17 protein-coding genes are annotated in these 15,507 nt (G+C 68.2%); 10 read left to right on the top strand and 7 right to left on the bottom strand.

All coding sequences use genetic code 11. The features are described from left to right. Nucleotides 1-64: 64 nt before the first annotated feature. The 3 genes from SH922_RS17315 to SH922_RS17305 form a co-directional block, all read right to left on the bottom strand. Nucleotides 65-904, bottom strand: coding sequence for an SDR family oxidoreductase (locus tag SH922_RS17315; RefSeq protein ID WP_393063595.1), 840 nt, complete (start codon nucleotides 902-904; stop codon nucleotides 65-67). 182 nt (nucleotides 905-1,086) lie between these two features. Beyond that, nucleotides 1,087-1,617 carry a GNAT family N-acetyltransferase gene (locus tag SH922_RS17310; protein ID WP_393058858.1) on the bottom strand — a complete coding sequence of 177 codons (531 nt, stop codon included), beginning with the start codon at nucleotides 1,615-1,617 and terminating at the stop codon, nucleotides 1,087-1,089. 29 nt (nucleotides 1,618-1,646) lie between these two features. Then, entirely contained in the window at nucleotides 1,647-2,468 is an 822-nt protein-coding gene (locus SH922_RS17305) for a DUF6597 domain-containing transcriptional factor (RefSeq protein ID WP_393058857.1), read from the bottom strand. Between the two features lie 89 nt (nucleotides 2,469-2,557). Between SH922_RS17305 and SH922_RS17300 the strand changes: the two genes are divergently transcribed. After that, nucleotides 2,558-3,130, top strand: coding sequence for a TIGR03086 family metal-binding protein (locus SH922_RS17300; RefSeq protein WP_393058856.1), 573 nt, complete (start codon nucleotides 2,558-2,560; stop codon nucleotides 3,128-3,130). Here SH922_RS17300 and SH922_RS17295 read toward each other — a convergent pair. The 3 genes from SH922_RS17295 to SH922_RS17285 all read right to left on the bottom strand — a co-directional run bounded on the left by SH922_RS17295 (nucleotide 3,063) and on the right by SH922_RS17285 (nucleotide 4,860). After that, on the bottom strand, nucleotides 3,063-3,380 hold the full coding sequence (locus SH922_RS17295; RefSeq protein ID WP_393058855.1) for a hypothetical protein: 318 nt from the start codon (nucleotides 3,378-3,380) through the stop codon (nucleotides 3,063-3,065). The two genes, SH922_RS17300 and SH922_RS17295, sit on opposite strands and share 68 nt — an antisense overlap. A gap of 169 nt (nucleotides 3,381-3,549) precedes the next feature. Then, nucleotides 3,550-4,086, bottom strand: a complete 537-nt coding sequence (locus SH922_RS17290; protein WP_393058854.1) for a DUF3291 domain-containing protein — start codon at nucleotides 4,084-4,086, stop codon at nucleotides 3,550-3,552. 48 nt (nucleotides 4,087-4,134) lie between these two features. Further along, a complete protein-coding gene (locus tag SH922_RS17285) occupies nucleotides 4,135-4,860 on the bottom strand; it encodes a helix-turn-helix transcriptional regulator (protein ID WP_393058853.1) in 726 nt (241 codons plus the stop codon). 209 nt (nucleotides 4,861-5,069) lie between these two features. Here SH922_RS17285 and SH922_RS17280 point away from each other — a divergent pair, with 209 nt between their 5' ends. The 4 genes from SH922_RS17280 to SH922_RS17265 all read left to right on the top strand — a co-directional run bounded on the left by SH922_RS17280 (nucleotide 5,070) and on the right by SH922_RS17265 (nucleotide 9,579). Further along, on the top strand, nucleotides 5,070-5,813 hold the full coding sequence (locus SH922_RS17280) for an NUDIX domain-containing protein (RefSeq protein WP_393058852.1): 744 nt from the start codon (nucleotides 5,070-5,072) through the stop codon (nucleotides 5,811-5,813). Further along, nucleotides 5,814-6,977, top strand: coding sequence for a purine phosphorylase (locus SH922_RS17275; RefSeq protein WP_393058851.1), 1,164 nt, complete (start codon nucleotides 5,814-5,816; stop codon nucleotides 6,975-6,977). After that, complete coding sequence (locus SH922_RS17270) at nucleotides 6,974-8,959, top strand: hypothetical protein (RefSeq protein WP_393058850.1); 1,986 nt, start codon at nucleotides 6,974-6,976, stop codon at nucleotides 8,957-8,959. Before SH922_RS17275 ends, SH922_RS17270 begins: the two co-directional genes overlap by 4 nt. Before the next feature lie 80 nt (nucleotides 8,960-9,039). After that, the gene (locus SH922_RS17265) at nucleotides 9,040-9,579 is read left to right on the top strand and encodes a hypothetical protein (RefSeq protein WP_393058849.1); all 540 of its coding nucleotides are present in this window, start codon (nucleotides 9,040-9,042) and stop codon (nucleotides 9,577-9,579) included. 137 nt (nucleotides 9,580-9,716) lie between these two features. On the opposite strand, the gene SH922_RS17260 is transcribed toward SH922_RS17265, so the two are convergent. After that, a complete protein-coding gene (locus SH922_RS17260) occupies nucleotides 9,717-10,301 on the bottom strand; it encodes a hypothetical protein (RefSeq protein ID WP_393058848.1) in 585 nt (194 codons plus the stop codon). A 129-nt stretch (nucleotides 10,302-10,430) separates the two neighbouring features. Between SH922_RS17260 and hemL the strand changes: the two genes are divergently transcribed. The 5 genes from hemL to SH922_RS17235 all read left to right on the top strand — a co-directional run bounded on the left by hemL (nucleotide 10,431) and on the right by SH922_RS17235 (nucleotide 15,503). Further along, nucleotides 10,431-11,747, top strand: coding sequence for a glutamate-1-semialdehyde 2,1-aminomutase (gene hemL / locus SH922_RS17255; RefSeq protein ID WP_393058847.1), 1,317 nt, complete (start codon nucleotides 10,431-10,433; stop codon nucleotides 11,745-11,747). Continuing rightward, a complete protein-coding gene (locus SH922_RS17250) occupies nucleotides 11,744-12,445 on the top strand; it encodes a histidine phosphatase family protein (RefSeq protein WP_393058846.1) in 702 nt (233 codons plus the stop codon). Before hemL ends, SH922_RS17250 begins: the two co-directional genes overlap by 4 nt. Before the next feature lie 359 nt (nucleotides 12,446-12,804). Further along, on the top strand, nucleotides 12,805-14,067 hold the full coding sequence (locus tag SH922_RS17245; protein WP_393058845.1) for a hypothetical protein: 1,263 nt from the start codon (nucleotides 12,805-12,807) through the stop codon (nucleotides 14,065-14,067). A gap of 67 nt (nucleotides 14,068-14,134) precedes the next feature. Further along, nucleotides 14,135-14,743, top strand: coding sequence for a TlpA family protein disulfide reductase (locus SH922_RS17240; protein ID WP_393058844.1), 609 nt, complete (start codon nucleotides 14,135-14,137; stop codon nucleotides 14,741-14,743). 4 nt (nucleotides 14,744-14,747) lie between these two features. Then, entirely contained in the window at nucleotides 14,748-15,503 is a 756-nt protein-coding gene (locus SH922_RS17235; protein ID WP_393058843.1) for a cytochrome c biogenesis CcdA family protein, read from the top strand. Nucleotides 15,504-15,507 lie beyond the last annotated feature (4 nt).

Below are 15,507 nucleotides of genomic sequence, written 5' to 3'. Positions count from 1 at the left end.
ATGCCATCGGGGCGGGGGCACCGGCCATGGGATTCGGGATCGCGGGCGGGCAGTCGCGCGGGCGTCAGGCGCGGAAGGCAGCGGCGTGCCCGGCGGCCCATGCCGCGAACGTACGGGCCGGACGGCCGGTCAGTTTCTCCGTATCGGCGGTGACGTCGGCGGAGGACCCGTCCGTGGCGGCCCAGTAGTCGAGCAGCGCCTCGGCGATCTCCTGTGGGACGAAGGGGGACACGGACTCCTTCCAGGCGTCCCTGCTCACGGTGCGGGCGGTGACGGGGCTGCCCGACGCGGCGGCCAGGAGCTCGACCTGCTCGGTGGCGGTGAGGGATTCGGGGCCGGTCAGGTGGTACGCCGAGCCCTGCAGCCGTGCGTCGGTGAGGACGGCGAGTGCCGCTTCGGCGATGTCGGTCTCGTCGATGGGGCTGGTCCCGCTGTGCGGATAGGGCAGTTCGACGGGGCGGCCGGACCGGAAGGACTCCGACCACTGGTAGGCGTTGCCCGCGAAGGCGCCGGGGCGCAGCAGGGTCGCGGTGAGGGGGGAGCCGCTCAGCGCCTGTTCCACCGCGTGGTGGGAGGCGGCGATCGGGTTGGACCCGGCGTCGGGGCCGAGGACCGAACTGGAGGAGAGCAGGACGATGTGTGCGACGCCGGCGGTCTGCGCGGCGGCGAGGAACTCGGCGATGTGGGACGGCTCGGCGTAGAGGAAGACGGCGTCGACGCCTTCCAGGGCGGCCGCGAAGGTGCCGGGGTCGCCGAGATCGCAGGCGACGGACGGGACGCCCGCCGGCAGTGAGAGCTCGCCCGAGTTGCGGGAGCCGGCGCGCACGGCGTGGCCGCCCTGGTGCAGGAGCGAGACGAGTGCGGAACCTACGCGGCCGCGGCAGCCGGTGACGAGGGTGAGCATGGAGGGCTCCTCGGTGAGGGGGCCCGTATGGGCCAAGGTGAATGAGCCATGGCTCATGGCTTGATGCGTCACGCATAAGCTGCGTGACGCAGATGAATATCCAGGAGGCGGCCACGCCCGTCAAATGCTTTACGCCTCCGCCGGTACGGCCGCCCCGGTCCTCTGCCCGGCCTTCTGCCCGGTCAGTGATCCGGGTGGAGGTCCAGCCGCCAGTCGTGGGTCGGCAGCGGGTGTCCCGGCGGGTACTCGACCTCGCACTCGCCGATCAGCATGAAACCCGCCTTGCGGCACACCCCGTTCGACGCACCGTTGTCCACGGACGGGTAGGCGTGCAGATAGCGGTGCTTGTGCTCGGCGCGTGCCTGCTCGGCCACGGCCTTCGTCGCGGCCGACGCGATGCCCCGGCCCTGGAACTCCGCGAGAACGGCCCACCCCGTCTCGTAGACCTTCCGCCCCTGCCAGGTGCGCTCCCAGAAACCGATGGTGCCCACGCCCTCGGCCTCACCGGGCAGCGTGATGCGGAACATCCTGCCCCGGCCCGTCCGGTCCGCGCTCAGCGCCACATAGCGGCTGTGGCGCCCTATGACCTGCTCCTCCGACTCGGGGCCGCCGAGGTGGTCCATCAGCTCCGGTGCGTTGGCACGGCGGAGCAGCTCCAGGTCGCTCTCCGACCAGGGCTCGATCCGTACGGATGATGCGTCGGTCCGCTCCATGACAGAACTGTAGGACGGGCCTCTGACAGTCAGCGGGCACCGAGCACGGTCGGCGGGACGCCGACCGTCGCCGTGAAGTCTCTGACCAGGTGCGCCTGGTCGCTGTAGCCGAGATCCGCGGCGAGCCCCGCCCAGTCCACCGCCGGGTCCGACTCGGCGCGTTCCAGCGCCTCGTGGATGCGGTAGCGGAGGATGACCCACTTGGGGCCGACGCCCACGTACGTGGCGAACAGCCGTTGCAGGGACCGCACCGACAGCCCCTCGGTGCGGGCCAGTTCGTCGACGCGGCGGACCGTGCGGTCGGTACGCACCAGGTCGACCAGGGCCATCGCCCTGTCGGCCTGCGGATCCGGTTCCGGGCCGAGCGCCAGCAGGTACGTGTCGAGTGCCGCGACCCGCGCGTCCTCCTGCCCGGGGTCGAGCACGGCCGACGGCGGGGAGGGCGGCGCGAACACCTCGGGTGCCGGGACCCGGCGCCCCGTCCACTCCGACACCGGCCGGTCCGGTGCGAACGGCCGGAAGCCGCCCGGCCGGAACTGCACACCGCAGACCCGCCCCCGCCCCTCCAGCTTCTGCGTGAAGAGCTCCAGGCCGATGCCCGAGACCTCCGCGAAGCCGGCGTCCTCGTCGCCGCAGCCCGCGTACCGCTCGAAGACCAGGTTGACGCTGGGGTGCGGGACCAGATGGGAGGCGTACGGCTCGCGCAGGTCCCAGTCGATCAGCCAGTAGTGCTCGAGGTAGGGGCGCAGCGCGGGGGCGGGCTCGCGGCGCCGGAAGCGTACGTGCGTGAACAGCTCGGGGGCGTCGACGATGCCCCGGGTGTCACGTCGGGGACCTTGGGAGCCGGACATGGCTGCCGATCCTATGACGCGGTCGCTTCCGTGTCCCGGTTGTCGCGTTTCTTCAAGACCCGGGCCGCCGCCGGATGCATGGTCGAAGCATGAAGAAGATCAGCGAATTGCTGGATGCGGCCGCCGACAGTGCGCTGCCCGTGGTGCGTGGGATCGACGACAGCCGGCTGGGTGACCCCACACCGTGCGCGGAGTACGACGTCCGTGCCCTGATCAGCCACCTCGTCCAGGTGGTCGTCAACTTCACCGCGCTCGCGGCCAGGAAGGACGCGGACTTCGGCGAGACCCCGGACGCGGTCACCGGGGACTGGCGGAAACGCTTCGGTGAGGAGACGGCCGCGCTGGTCGATGCGTGGGCGGTGCCGGGCGCCGAGGAGGGAACCGCGGGCTCGATGGGGTTCCCCGCCCGGACGGTGGGGCACATGGTGCTCGGTGATCTGACCGTGCACGCTTGGGACCTGGCCCGGGCCACCGGTCAGGAGTTCGTGCCGGACGCGGACGTGGTGAACGAGATCGCGCCCGCCATGGCGGGGATGGCGCCGAAGGCCCGCGAGGCCAACATGTTCGGCGAGCCGTTCCCCGTACCGGACGGGGCTAGCCCCTTTGCGCGGGTGCTGGCGCTGACCGGTCGTGATCCTGACTGGCAGCCGCCCCGGGCCTGACGGCGGTGGCCGGAACCGGCGTGTCCGCCGCCGTCGGGCCGGCGTAGAGCGTGCCGAGGGTTTCGTAGGCGCCGTTCACGATCCGCTCGGCGTCCACGAGCATCGCGTGCTCGGCGAGCCGGGCCGCCTGATGCGTGTACGGGGACGGCGGCGCCGGGTGACGGCGCCGCCACCAGCTCTCACATGCCGCGTAGATGCCGCTGGCGAAGACCAGCACGGGAATGGACAGAGCCAGCAGAGTGTCGCCCACGGCAGGCCTCCTTCAGAGTCGATGCCTCCTGCATCGGCAGGTTCGGCAGGACACCTGAAGATCATTCTTCGGCCAATGAATGGCTGGATACGGCTGGCTGACGGACGCCCTTCGTGCAGGTGGGCGGCCGGTTGACGCGTGCTGGGCCGTGTGTTCGGCGGCAGGCCGCTCAGCGGGGTGTGTGTTCGGCGGGAGTGTGTTCAGTGGGGGAGGGGCCGTCGTGGTGGCCGTGCCCGGATCCGCCGGGGGAGCCGGCCGGCGGTGGGTGCGGGGCCCGGAAGGTGAACGCGCCGGGGCCTTCCCCGATGTCACGGATCAGGGCGATGCGGTCCATCGCCTCGGCGACGCTCGGGCGGTGCCCTGCGGGGACCCACCACAGGGCGTGGTGGAAGTCGGCGAGGCGCTCGAACCATTCCCGGCGGCGTGCCAGCACCTTGAGGTGCTCGCTGCGGTACGTGTAGTTCCGCAGCGCTTCGACCGATTCCCAGACCGAGCAGTTGATCAGGAGCATGTCGTCGTCGTTCTCGGGGCGCAGGTTCGTCGCGGCGGCTCCGCTGTCGTCGACCATGCGCCAGACGAAGCCGGGGGCCTGATCGGCGACGGCGTTGATCTCCGGAAGCTGGGCGACGAAGTCGGCCAGCTGGGGGCTGTCGAGCGGGGCCAGGATGCGCCCGACGTTGACTTGGGCAAGGTGGAATTGGCTCACGGGGGCAAGAATGCCCGGGTGAACCTTCTAAAGTCAACGGATGCTTTTTTAGACTTCGGGCTTGGCTTCGGGCATGGCTTCCGGTGCGCCTCCGGGCGTGGCTTCCGGTGCAAGTCCCTTCCCCTCCGCGGCTTCGAGGGCCACGCAGCAGCCGTGCGGAAGCGGATCCATCGCCGCGTTCCAGTCCCGACCGCCCGGCAGCCCGGCGAGCAGGCCCTCGATTCCGGCCAGGTTCATCCCGCAGACCAGGGCGGGGAACTGATCGGCCAACGCATGGAAGGGGCAGTTGTTCAGGCGTAGCGTCCCGCCGTCCCAGAACGGTTCGTAACCGCGCGACCGCAGGACCTCGACCGGATCCCCCTCGCCGTCGCAGGTGCCCCCCTCGGCCTTCCCGGCCGCCCTTGCCGCCGCCTGCAGTTCCCCGTCGAGCCCGGCCTGCTCCACCACCTCGGCCAGCAGCCGGCTCACCGTGTCGTAGGACCGGGGCGGCACCGACACCGTGCGTTCGCCCTCGGCTCGCCGGTACAGCTTCGAGGGTCGTCCGGACCCCGGACCGCTGCGCCCCGTGAGCCTTCGGAAGTAGACCTCCAGCAGCCCGGCCTCGACCAGTTTGTCCAGGTGGAACGCGGCCAGTGAACGGGAGACCCCGACCGCTTCGGCGGCAGCGTCCCGCCCCACCTCGCCCGGTGTCCCGGTGACGTGCCGATACAGTCCACGCCGCACGGGATCCCCCAGTGCGGCCAACGCCTCCAGGGCGGCATCCTCGCTGCTCACGGCACGACTCTATAACCAACGATGGTTGACGAGGGCGTCCCTGGCAGGGGCAGGGTCAGGGCCACACCAGGCAGTACGCCTGATGCCCCGCGCCTGGCCGCGGAGCGGCCGACGAGGTGACCGCTCGGAGCGCCTCCGCCGTACAGCGAAGACGGCCCCCGCGTCACCCTTCTTGTTAAAGTGACAGGAAGTGAAGTAACCTAATTCGCATGGAAGTTGACGAGTGGTCACCCACGCCTGTTCTGCTGACGGTCGACCTCGTGATCCTGACGCTGCGTGAGGGGCGGCTGTGCGTCCTGCTCGTGGAGCGGGGCGAGGATCCTTTCCGGGGCGCGCAGGCTCTCCCCGGCGGATTCCTCAATCACGCCGGTGAGGAGATTCTGGATGCGGCCCACCGCGAGTTGAGCGAGGAAACGGCCTTGGTTGCCGGGTGGGTGCATCTTGAACAGTTGGCCACCTACGGGGACACAGGACGTGATCCACGGGGTCGAGTCGTTTCCGTGGCCCACTTGGCGATCGCGCCGGGACTCCCCGAACCGGTCGCGGGGACGGATGCCGTGGGTGCTGCCTGGGTTCCCGCGGAAACCGTCCTGTCCGGCGAGCTGGAACTGGCCTTCGATCACCGCCGGATCGTGGCGGACGGAATCGAACGCGCGCGTACCAAGATCGAGTTCTCGGCGCTGGCCACGGCCTTCTGCGGAGAACTCTTCACCATCGCCGAGCTGCAGCAGGTGTACGAAGCGGTTTGGGGCACCGAACTCGACACCCGCAATTTCTACCGAAAAGTCCAGGCGATTAAGGGGTTCATCATCCCCGCCGGCTCGGGACGCAGAACCACGGGAGGACGGCCCGCGCGGCTGTACCGGGCCGGGCCGAAGACGGTTCTGCTCCCGCCACTGGCCCGGCCTGTGCCGTCCACGACGGAAGAGGACACGAGGGGTGAAGGGGAATAGATGTCGAAGGACCTGGTGGTGATTCTCACCGCCCTCAATCTCGAGTACCAGGCCGTGCGCCGGAAACTGACCGCTCCACAGCTGCACCGTCATGAGCGTGGAACGCGGTTCGAGGTGGGAACCGTGCAGGGCACTTCATGTCGTGTCGCGCTCGGTCTGACGAACAAGGGAAATCATTCGGCTGCGGTGATCGCTGAGCGGGCGATGCAGGAGTTCTCACCGGTGGCCGTGTTGTTCGTCGGCGTCGCCGGTGCCCTGTGGGAGAGCGCCAGGCTGGGAGACGTGGTGATGGCGACACACGTGTACGCCTACCACGGCGGGACCAGCGAGGACGACGGCCTCAAGGCCCGTCCCCGGGCGTGGGAGGCGGCGCACGGTATCAGCCAGCTCGGCGCGCACCTGGCTCGTGTGAACGACTGGGCCGACGACACGCCGGGGCATGGGCGTGCGCCGCAGGTGCGCTTCGGTGCGATCGCCGCCGGCGAGGTCGTACAGAACTCGAAGATCTCGGCCGAGGCGCGGTGGATCCGGCAGCACTACAACGACGCGCTCGCCATCGAGATGGAGGCCGCCGGAGTGGCGCAGGCCGGTCATCTCAACGGGGCACCGGTGGCCATCATCCGGGGCATCAGCGACCGGGCCGACGGTACGAAGAGCAGCGCGAAGGACCGTAACTGGCAACCGCGGGCCGCAGCGAACGCGGCGGCTTTTGCCGCGCGGCTGGCCGTGGAACTGGTGGGAGAACAGGAGCAGATCGCAATGTCCCAGGCAGACAGGGCCCATACGGCCGGCGGACTCGAAGAGCAAGTCAGCAACACCGCCCATAACAGCACCGTCGGCATCATGGCCGGCTCGGTCAGGGAGAGCAGCGTCCACTTGAACGCGGGCCCGAAGGTGACCGGTCCGGCGGAGCTGGTCGCGGAACTGGACGGTTTCCGTGAGCACCTGAAGCGTCACCACGTCGAGGGCACCCTCGACGACGACACCTGCCGAGAGGCACTGGCCGAGCTGCGCTCCGCCCGTCAGGCGGCAGGTGGGGAAACTCCGGAATCGTCCATGAAGGCGACCATGGCACTCAAGAGGTTACGTGGTCTGATCGCAGAGTTCCCCGAGATGGTGGCCAGGCTGGCGCCACTGGTTGTCGCGGCGGGTGACTTGTCATGAACTACGGCAGCAGTGGCACGCACAATTCGGCCGCCTTCGACTCCACCGTCGGAATCCAGGCCGAGACCGTACACAACTCCAACGTCTACTTCGTCCATCCGGATGCATCGCCTCAGGAAAAGTACAAGGTCGGTGTGCGGTTTCTGGAGGATGGCATCCCCAGCCGTTCTCGCGACATGATCAGTGACGCGATGGCCCACGGGCACGACAATGCGGAGGTCCGTTTCCACTGGGTGCTTGCCATGCTCAGTGCACGCGCCTACCACGACCTCAGCACCGAAGAAATCCAACGGCTGCACCATGCCTCCGGGCTCGTACGGACCTACGCCGAGGGAGAGTGGAAAGACGCTCTGAGCGTCGTTTTCGAACTGCTGGCAATGCTCAGCACCGCTGACGGCGACGCAGAACGTGTACTGGAGCGGTTGCTAGCCCTGCCACCCCGCCGGCGTGACGCGATCCTGCACCACCTCGACCTCGTACTCACCGGCGGGCTGAAGGACAGCCTGTGGGCCGAGAACCGCGAGCGGGCCGAGTCGGCCCGCTTCGGTAACGACCGGGTCCAACGGGTCTGGGCCTATTTCGAACCCGACCCCATCGGGCCACGGGCCCTGCCGCCCCGGCCGAGCACCACTGCTGCCGCCCAGGCGGCCCTCCCGGCCCGGGCGGGCTTGTTCGTCGTCGTCACCGCGTTCCTCTGGATCCTGGCGCTGGTGGTGAGTCCGGCCGCGGCGGTCGTCGAATTGCTGATAGCGCTCGGTGCGGGCCTGACCGCGGCTCACTTCGGCCGCGGATGGTGGTACCAGGAACATCAGCAGAAGGCCAAGAACCGTGAGTCCCACATTCCGTACACGGGCGATCCCGCCTTTGCCGGGGAAGGGTTCACCAACCGCGTCCGTCATTCGTTCGACTACTACTTCAGTACCCGCGTGCCCCACGGACTCGCTTCGCATGAATGGCTCGGTCACACCGCCCACATCCGCAACAACCTCGTCGCCGAGATCGCACTTCTCTACCGCGAGAGCCGCATCAGTGTGGACCGGGTCAACTGGCTGATTCGCCATCTTGCCGAGGACGCCCGGGACCGCCACAACAAGGGCACTCTGTTCGATCGCCGCCACCAGGATCGGACGCCGGTGATAGCGAAGGCGCTGTGCGTGGTCGCGCTCGTCACTCTCGGCATCACGACTCTGGCCCTGTTCGGAACAGTGGCCTCAGGTACCGACGCGTCGCAGACGCTGCTGGCCGTACTGGCGGTGATCGGTGCGATCTGGTCCGGACGCGCGGCTGCGTCCTTGTGGCTGGAAGCCCGGGGTGAAGAGCGTCGACTGGCGGAGGAGACCCAGGAGTATCAAGAGCGGCTGACCACGCGGCAAGTCGCGTACCAGAACTGGAAGTCGTTCCTGGACACCACACGGCCCAGTGAGCTGGAAATGGAGACCTGGCTCACCTGCGACAAGACGCTGTTCGTCGACGAAGCACTCCGCCACTACCAGCTCACTTGGCGCGACCTGATCACCCACACCATCCTGATGACACCCGCACGTCCCTACAAGCGAGGGCGCGCGAAGGGCGGACCCTGGCGATACTCGCGCTACAGTTTCCGTCTTTTCCTGGTCACGCAGGATGGCGTTCGTGAGATCAGCACCGAATTCGATTTCACCGACTCAAAACGTGGGAACGAGCAGCGAAGCAACTACCGGTTCGACGCGTTGTCCTCCGTGCAGGTCACGGAACACGCCCACAGCGGCTACGACCTGGAGCTCGTCCTCACCAATGGGCCGGCCAGGAACATTCGTGTCAAGGATGCCGACACCCATCAAATGGCGCCGGACGAGAACGCCCAGGAAATCGCCGAAATCAACCTCAATGCGGCTGGTTTCATTCACACGTTCCGCCTCCTGGAAGGAATCGCGGCGGACGGAAAGGGCTGGATCGAACGGAACAACCCCAACAACCTGCCGTCCTTCCGCGCTGCCGACTGAAATTTCCGTGCCGTCCGGGCGGGCGGGTGCCGGAGCCCTGCCCGCCCGCTCATCAGCCCAGTCGGGACCCGAGCTTAGGGATGGCCGTGACCTCCACAGAAGACGTCACCGAGAGCAGACTGCTGCTGGCCGAGTACGACCGCATCAAGGAGGAGCAGAAGACCCGAATAGGATTCCGTGACAACCTGCTCTACTTCACACTCGCCGCGTCCGCCACGGTCCTGGCGATCACTGTCCAGAGCGGCAGGGCTCAACTGCTGCTCGACGTCCCCGTGATCTGCCTGGTCCTGGGGTGGACCTACCTGGTCAACGACGAGAAGATCTGGGCGATCGGCTGCTGCATCCGCGACCGGCTGGGACCGCGACCGGCCGAGCTCAGCGGCGCCGGCGGCCCGGTGTTCGGCTGGGAGACCTACCACCGCGACGATGCGAGCCGCACCACACGCAAGCGGCTGCAGACCGCTGTGGATCTGTTCACGTACGTGGCCTTGCCGATGATCTGCGTGATCGCGTTCTGGTGCTCTCCCGCCGCCCAGCCTCTACTCGTGATCGTCTCCCTCGCACAGACAGTCGCCCTGGCGGTACTGGGCTGGCAGTTCCTGCGCTATGCGGATGTGTAGTGACGCTCCGCGACCCTGGCCGGCGCAGATCGGTTCTCCCGCGGAACCCGATGCGCCCTGGCCGCCCGGTAGCCCCTACCGGCACACGGTGTGGGCGGGACCCGGAAGCCCCGCCCACTACCCGCAGGTCCTCAGGGTCAGGGCCACACCAGGCAGTACGCCTGATGCCCCGCGTCGTGCAGACGATGGCTGAAATCCTGCCACTCGTGCAGCAGTTGGTAGACGTTGAACGCGTCACGCGGGCCACCGCGGTCCGGAACCGTCGACCAGATGAAGGCCGCGGCACCCACGGACTCCTCGCCCACGTCGCGCAGCGGGTCCACGACCGTCATGGGGAGCTTGACCACCGCGTAGTCGGGGTGCAGGACGACCAGCTCCAGCGGCGGGACCTTGTGCAGGGGTATGCCCTGTATGCCGGTGAGGACCATCGCGGCCACCGTCTCCGGCTTGATCTTGGTGAACAGGCCGCCCATGCCCAGCTCGTCGCCGCCGAGCTCCTCGGGGCGCATGGAAATGGGCACGCGTGCGGCAGTGGCCCCGTCGGGAGCCCCGAAATACTTGTAGGTCACCCCCACCCGGCCACCACTCCTGCTTCCGGCTCCGACCTGCGCGCCAGCCTGTATGCCCTGCTTGCGCTCAGCCTCGCGCCGGTGCCGACCTCGCCGGGCAGGCTCGGGCCCCAGGTCGTCGGTCCCTTCGCCCACTCCGCCACCGCGATGCATATCTCATCCACCCGACTACTAACTAGGAGACACAGCCCCCGCCGCGCAACCCGATCATCGTGTCAGTGACCTCCCCCAAGGACGTGCGGTGAAACACCCGACCGCAAGACTGTCCGTGGCTCTGACACCATGGCATGTGTGAGCTTTCCTTATAGCGCCCCAGTTTCGCAGACGCTTTTCGACCGCGCGTCCCTCGTGACGCCCGGTGGCGTGAACTCTCCCGTACGTGCCTTCCGGGCCGTGGGCGGTACGCCCCGCTTCATGGTCTCCGGTACCGGTCCGTACCTCACCGATGCTGACGGTCGTGAGTATGTCGACCTCGTGTGCTCGTGGGGACCGATGATTCTCGGCCATTCCCACCCCGATGTCATCGCCGCAGTCCAGGAGGCCGTAGCCCGCGGAACCTCGTTCGGTACGCCCGGCGAGGGCGAGGTCGCGCTCGCCGAGGAGATCGTGGCCCGGGTCGAGCCTGTGGAGCAGGTACGGCTCGTGTCGTCCGGCACCGAGGCCACCATGTCCGCGATCCGCCTCGCCCGTGGTTTCACCGGCCGGGCGAAGATCGTGAAGTTCGCCGGCTGTTACCACGGTCACGTCGACGCGCTGCTCGCCGCCGCCGGGTCCGGGCTGGCGACCTTCGGTCTGCCGGACACGCCGGGGGTCACCGGCGCCCAGGCCGGCGACACGATCGTGCTGCCGTACAACGACCTGGAGGCCGTACGGGCCGCCTTCGCCGCGCAGCCCGGCGAGATCGCCTGCGTGATCACCGAGGCGTCGCCGGGCAACATGGGCGTCGTACCGCCGCTGGACGGCTTCAACGCGGGGCTCAAGGAGATCTGCGCCGCCAACGGTGCGCTGTACATCTCCGACGAGGTCATGACCGGCTTCCGTACGTCGAAGGCCGGCTGGTTCGGCATCGACGGGGTGCGGCCCGACCTGATGACGTTCGGCAAGGTCATGGGCGGCGGCTTCCCGGCCGCGGCGTTCGGCGGTCGCGCCGACGTGATGGCGCACCTGGCGCCCGTCGGCCCGGTCTACCAGGCCGGCACCCTCTCCGGTAACCCGGTCGCCACCGCCGCCGGCCTCGCCCAGCTGCGTCTGCTGGACGACGCCGCGTACGCGAAGGTCGACGCGGTCTCCGCGGAGATCCGGGGGCTGGTGAGCCAGGCCCTGGACAAGGAGGGGGTCGCGCACACCGTGCAGGCGGCGAGCAACATGTTCTCCGTCTTCTTCACGGACGGCCCGGTTCGCAACTACGACGACGCCAAGCGGCAGGAAGCCTTCCGCTTCACGCCGTTCTTCCACTCGATGCTGGCGCAGGGCGTCTATCTCCCGCCGTCCGCGTTCGAGTCGTGGTTCGTCTCCACCGCCCACGACACCCGGGCCGTCGAGCGGATCGCCGCCGCGCTGCCCGCCGCAGCCCGCGCCGCATCGGAGGCCACCGCATGAGCGAGACCAGCAGCGACACCGGACGCAAGGACATCACCGTCGTCCACCTGATGCGCCACGGAGAGGTGCACAACCCGGAGGGCGTGCTGTACGGGCGCCGTCCCGGCTACCACCTCTCCGAGCTCGGCCGGCAGATGGCCGACCGGGTCGCCGAGCACCTGGACAAGCGCGACATCACGCACGTCGTCGCCTCCCCTCTGGAGCGGGCCCAGGAGACGGCGACGCCGATCGCCAAGACGCACGGCCTGGACCTCGCCACCGACGAGCGGCTCATCGAGGCCGCCAACGTCTTCGAGGGCAAGACCTTCGGCGTCGGCGACGGGGCACTGCGCAAGCCGGACAACTGGAAGCACCTGACGAATCCGTTCCGGCCCTCGTGGGGTGAGCCGTACATCGAGCAGGTCGTCCGGATGATGGGCGCCCTGGACGCGGCGCGCGACGCGGCACGTGGTCACGAGGCGGTGTGCGTCAGCCACCAGCTGCCGATCTGGATCGTGCGGAGCTTCGTGGAGCGGCGGCGGCTGTGGCACGACCCGCGCAAGCGGCAGTGCACGCTCGCCTCGCTGACGAGCTTCACCTACCAGGGCGACAAGATCGTGTCGGTCGGGTACTCGGAGCCGGCCCGGGACCTGGTGCCGGCGCATCTGCTGGCGGGGGCGAAGCCGGTGAAGGGGGCGTCGAAGGGGTTCGGCGCGTAGCCGGCCCTTGGGCCGGGGGTCTCTCGGTTCGGGTCCGCCCCGGTTCGGCCTGTGGGCGGGCCCGGGTTCGACCCGGTGGTCGCTTCGTCCTCAATCGTCGGACGGGCTTGATTTTGCCGCTCCGGTCCGAGATGCGGTCGCTGATCATTTGTGGGCCGACCGGGCGGAATGTAGCCGTCCGGGGTTTCGGCCTGCCGTTTTTCGGGTGCTTCGGGGTCGATCTTGCGTTCGGTCATGGTCAGGGTCTGGTTCCGTAAAGAATTATGTGCTAATTCGCGGAACCTCCGTGTTGCTTCACCCATCTAAGCCTTTGCCAGTTTGTATGGACTTGGGGCAAAACGACCGCAGATGGGAACGGTATGCGCGACATCAGCCGAAGGGGTTTGCTCGGAGCCGGACTTGGGGCCGCGGCCGCCGTCGGGGTGGCGGGCTGCAGTTCTTCCGGTACCCCTCATGCGGGTGGGCCCGAGCCGGACAAGGGCGCCAAGGGTGAGAAGGGTGCCGATGGTGCGGTCAAGGGCAACGGGCCCGCGAAGAAGGACGTCCGCACCATCGGGGACGGTTCCACCGCCGACACCGGGAGGCAGCCGCACCAGCCGTCCGCGCCCGTTCCGCTCGAACCCGGCCAGAAGCCGCCGCAGTTCGTGATCTTTTCCTGGGACGGGGCCGGCGAGGTCGGCAACGGACTGTTCCCGCGTTTTCTGGAACTCGCCAAGCAGCACGACGCGGCGATGACCTTCTTCCTCTCCGGGCTCTATCTGCTGCCCGAATCGAAGAAAACCCTCTACCGCCCGCCCAACAACCCCATCGGCGCCTCCGACATCGGTTATCTCACCGACGGTCACATCAAGGAGACGCTGAACAACGTGCGCCAGGCGTGGCTCGACGGCCACGAGATCGGGACGCACTTCAACGGGCATTTCTGCGGCGGGTCCGGATCGGTGGGCAACTGGTCGGCCTCCCAGTGGCAGAGCGAAATCGATCAGTCGATCTCCTTCGTCACCGAATGGCGCACCAACACCGGCTGGACCGACCTCGATCCACTGCCTTTCGATTACCGCAAGGAACTCGTCGGAGGCCGCACACCCTGTCTGCTCGGACAGGACAATCTGCTGCCCACCGCGAAGAAGCTGGGCTGGCGCTACGACGCCAGTTCGCCCGGCGGCACCCAGGTCTGGCCCACCAAGCGCATGGACGTGTGGGACCTGCCGCTCCAGGGCATCCCGTTCCCCGGGCACAGCTTCGAGGTCCTCTCCATGGACTACAACATCCTGGCCAACCAGTCGCAGAATTCGACCAGGGGAATGCCCTCCCGGTATCCGGGCTGGCGTGACCAGGCCACCCAGTCGTACATCAGCGGTTTCCAGCGTGCGTACGAGAGCAACCGTGCGCCGTTCTACATCGGAAACCACTTCGAGGAGTGGAACGGCGGCATCTATATGGATGCGGTCGAGGACGCGCTCAAGCACATCGCGGGGAAGCCGGATGTGCGCCTCGTCTCCTTCCGGCAGTTCGTCGACTGGCTCGACGTGCAGGATCCGGCAGTGCTTGCGAAGCTTCGTACGCTGGAGGTCGGACAGGCACCCGAGGGTGGTTGGAACACCTTCTTTAAACAAGCCTGACAACGGGCTTTACGGGCACCGAGGGGGGTGCCCAAGATCCCCGAAACCGCCATGCGAAACTTTTCACATGAGCTATGGCCGCGCATCCCGACGCCGCTTCACCCTGCTCGCCGCCCCCGCGGCGGCCGTCGCGCTCGCACTGACGCTGACCGCGTGCGGCACGGGCGACAAGACCGGTGGCGGCGGCGACACGAACTTCGTCACGGGCAATGGCGGAATCTCCACCGCGGCCAAGGGCGAACGGGCCGACGCCCCGAAGCTCGACGGTGAGAGCCTGGACGGCAAGCAGCTCGACCTCGCGGACTACAAGGGCAAGGTCGTCGTCCTGAACGCCTGGGGATCGTGGTGCGCCCCCTGCCGGCTGGAAGCGAAGTACTTCACCAAGGTGGCCAAGGCCACCGAGGACCAGGGCGTCCAGTTCGTCGGGGTCAACACCCGCGACCCGGAACGGGCCCAGGCCATCAGCTTCGAGAAGGACTTCGGGGTCACCTACCCCAGCTTCTACGACCCGACCGGGAAGCTCCTGCTGCGCTTCCCCAAGGGAACGTTCAAGCTGCAGTCCATCCCGTCGACCGTCGTCATAGACCGGGACGGGAAGCTGGCCGCCCGCTTCGTGGGCCCGCTCGACGACACCAACCTGCGCAAGATGATCGACCCCTTGATCGCGGAGAAGTGATCAGGTGATCACCCTCGCCGAAACCAACGAGACCGTGTTGAGCGGGGCTCTGCTGGTCGCCCTGCCCATCGCCCTGCTCGGCGGGCTCGTCTCCTTCTTCTCGCCCTGCGTCCTGCCGCTCGTCCCCGGCTACCTCAGTTACGTCACCGGAGTCAGCGGCGCCGACCTGGCCGACGCCCGGCGGGGGCGCATGGTCGCGGGCGCCTCGCTCTTCGTCGCCGGCTTCACCGCCGTGTTCGTCTCCGGCGGTGCGCTCTTCGGCTACTTCGGCGACACGCTCCAGGCGAACAGCGGGCCGCTCACCAAGGTCCTCGGTGTGCTGATGATCCTCATGGGGGTCTTCTTCATGGGCCTCATGCCGTGGATGACCCAGCGCGAGTTCCGCATCCACAAGAAGCCGGTGACCGGCCTCGTGGGTGCCCCACTGCTCGGCGCGCTCTTCGGGATCGGCTGGACACCCTGCCTGGGACCGACGCTGAGCTCGGTGAGCATCCTGGCGATGGACCAGGGAACCGCCGGACGCGGGGCGATACTGACCGTTGCCTACTGCCTCGGCCTCGGCATCCCCTTCGTGCTCGCGGCCGTCGCCTTCCGCAAGGCACTCGGCGCGTTCGGCTGGGTCAAGCGCCACTACGCATGGGTCATGCGCATCGGCGGCGGCATGATGATCGTGACCGGGCTGCTCCTGCTGACCGGCGCGTGGGGCAGCATGATGCAGGAACTGCAGGGCTGGTCTGCCGGCTTCACGGTGGGGATCTGAGTAC

Source organism: Streptomyces sp. LN549, from assembly GCF_043203805.1.
GTDB lineage: Bacteria > Actinomycetota > Actinomycetes > Streptomycetales > Streptomycetaceae > Streptomyces.
The sequence above is the reverse complement of the archived record's forward strand: the minus strand, read 5'-3'. Positions and strand labels throughout refer to the sequence as shown.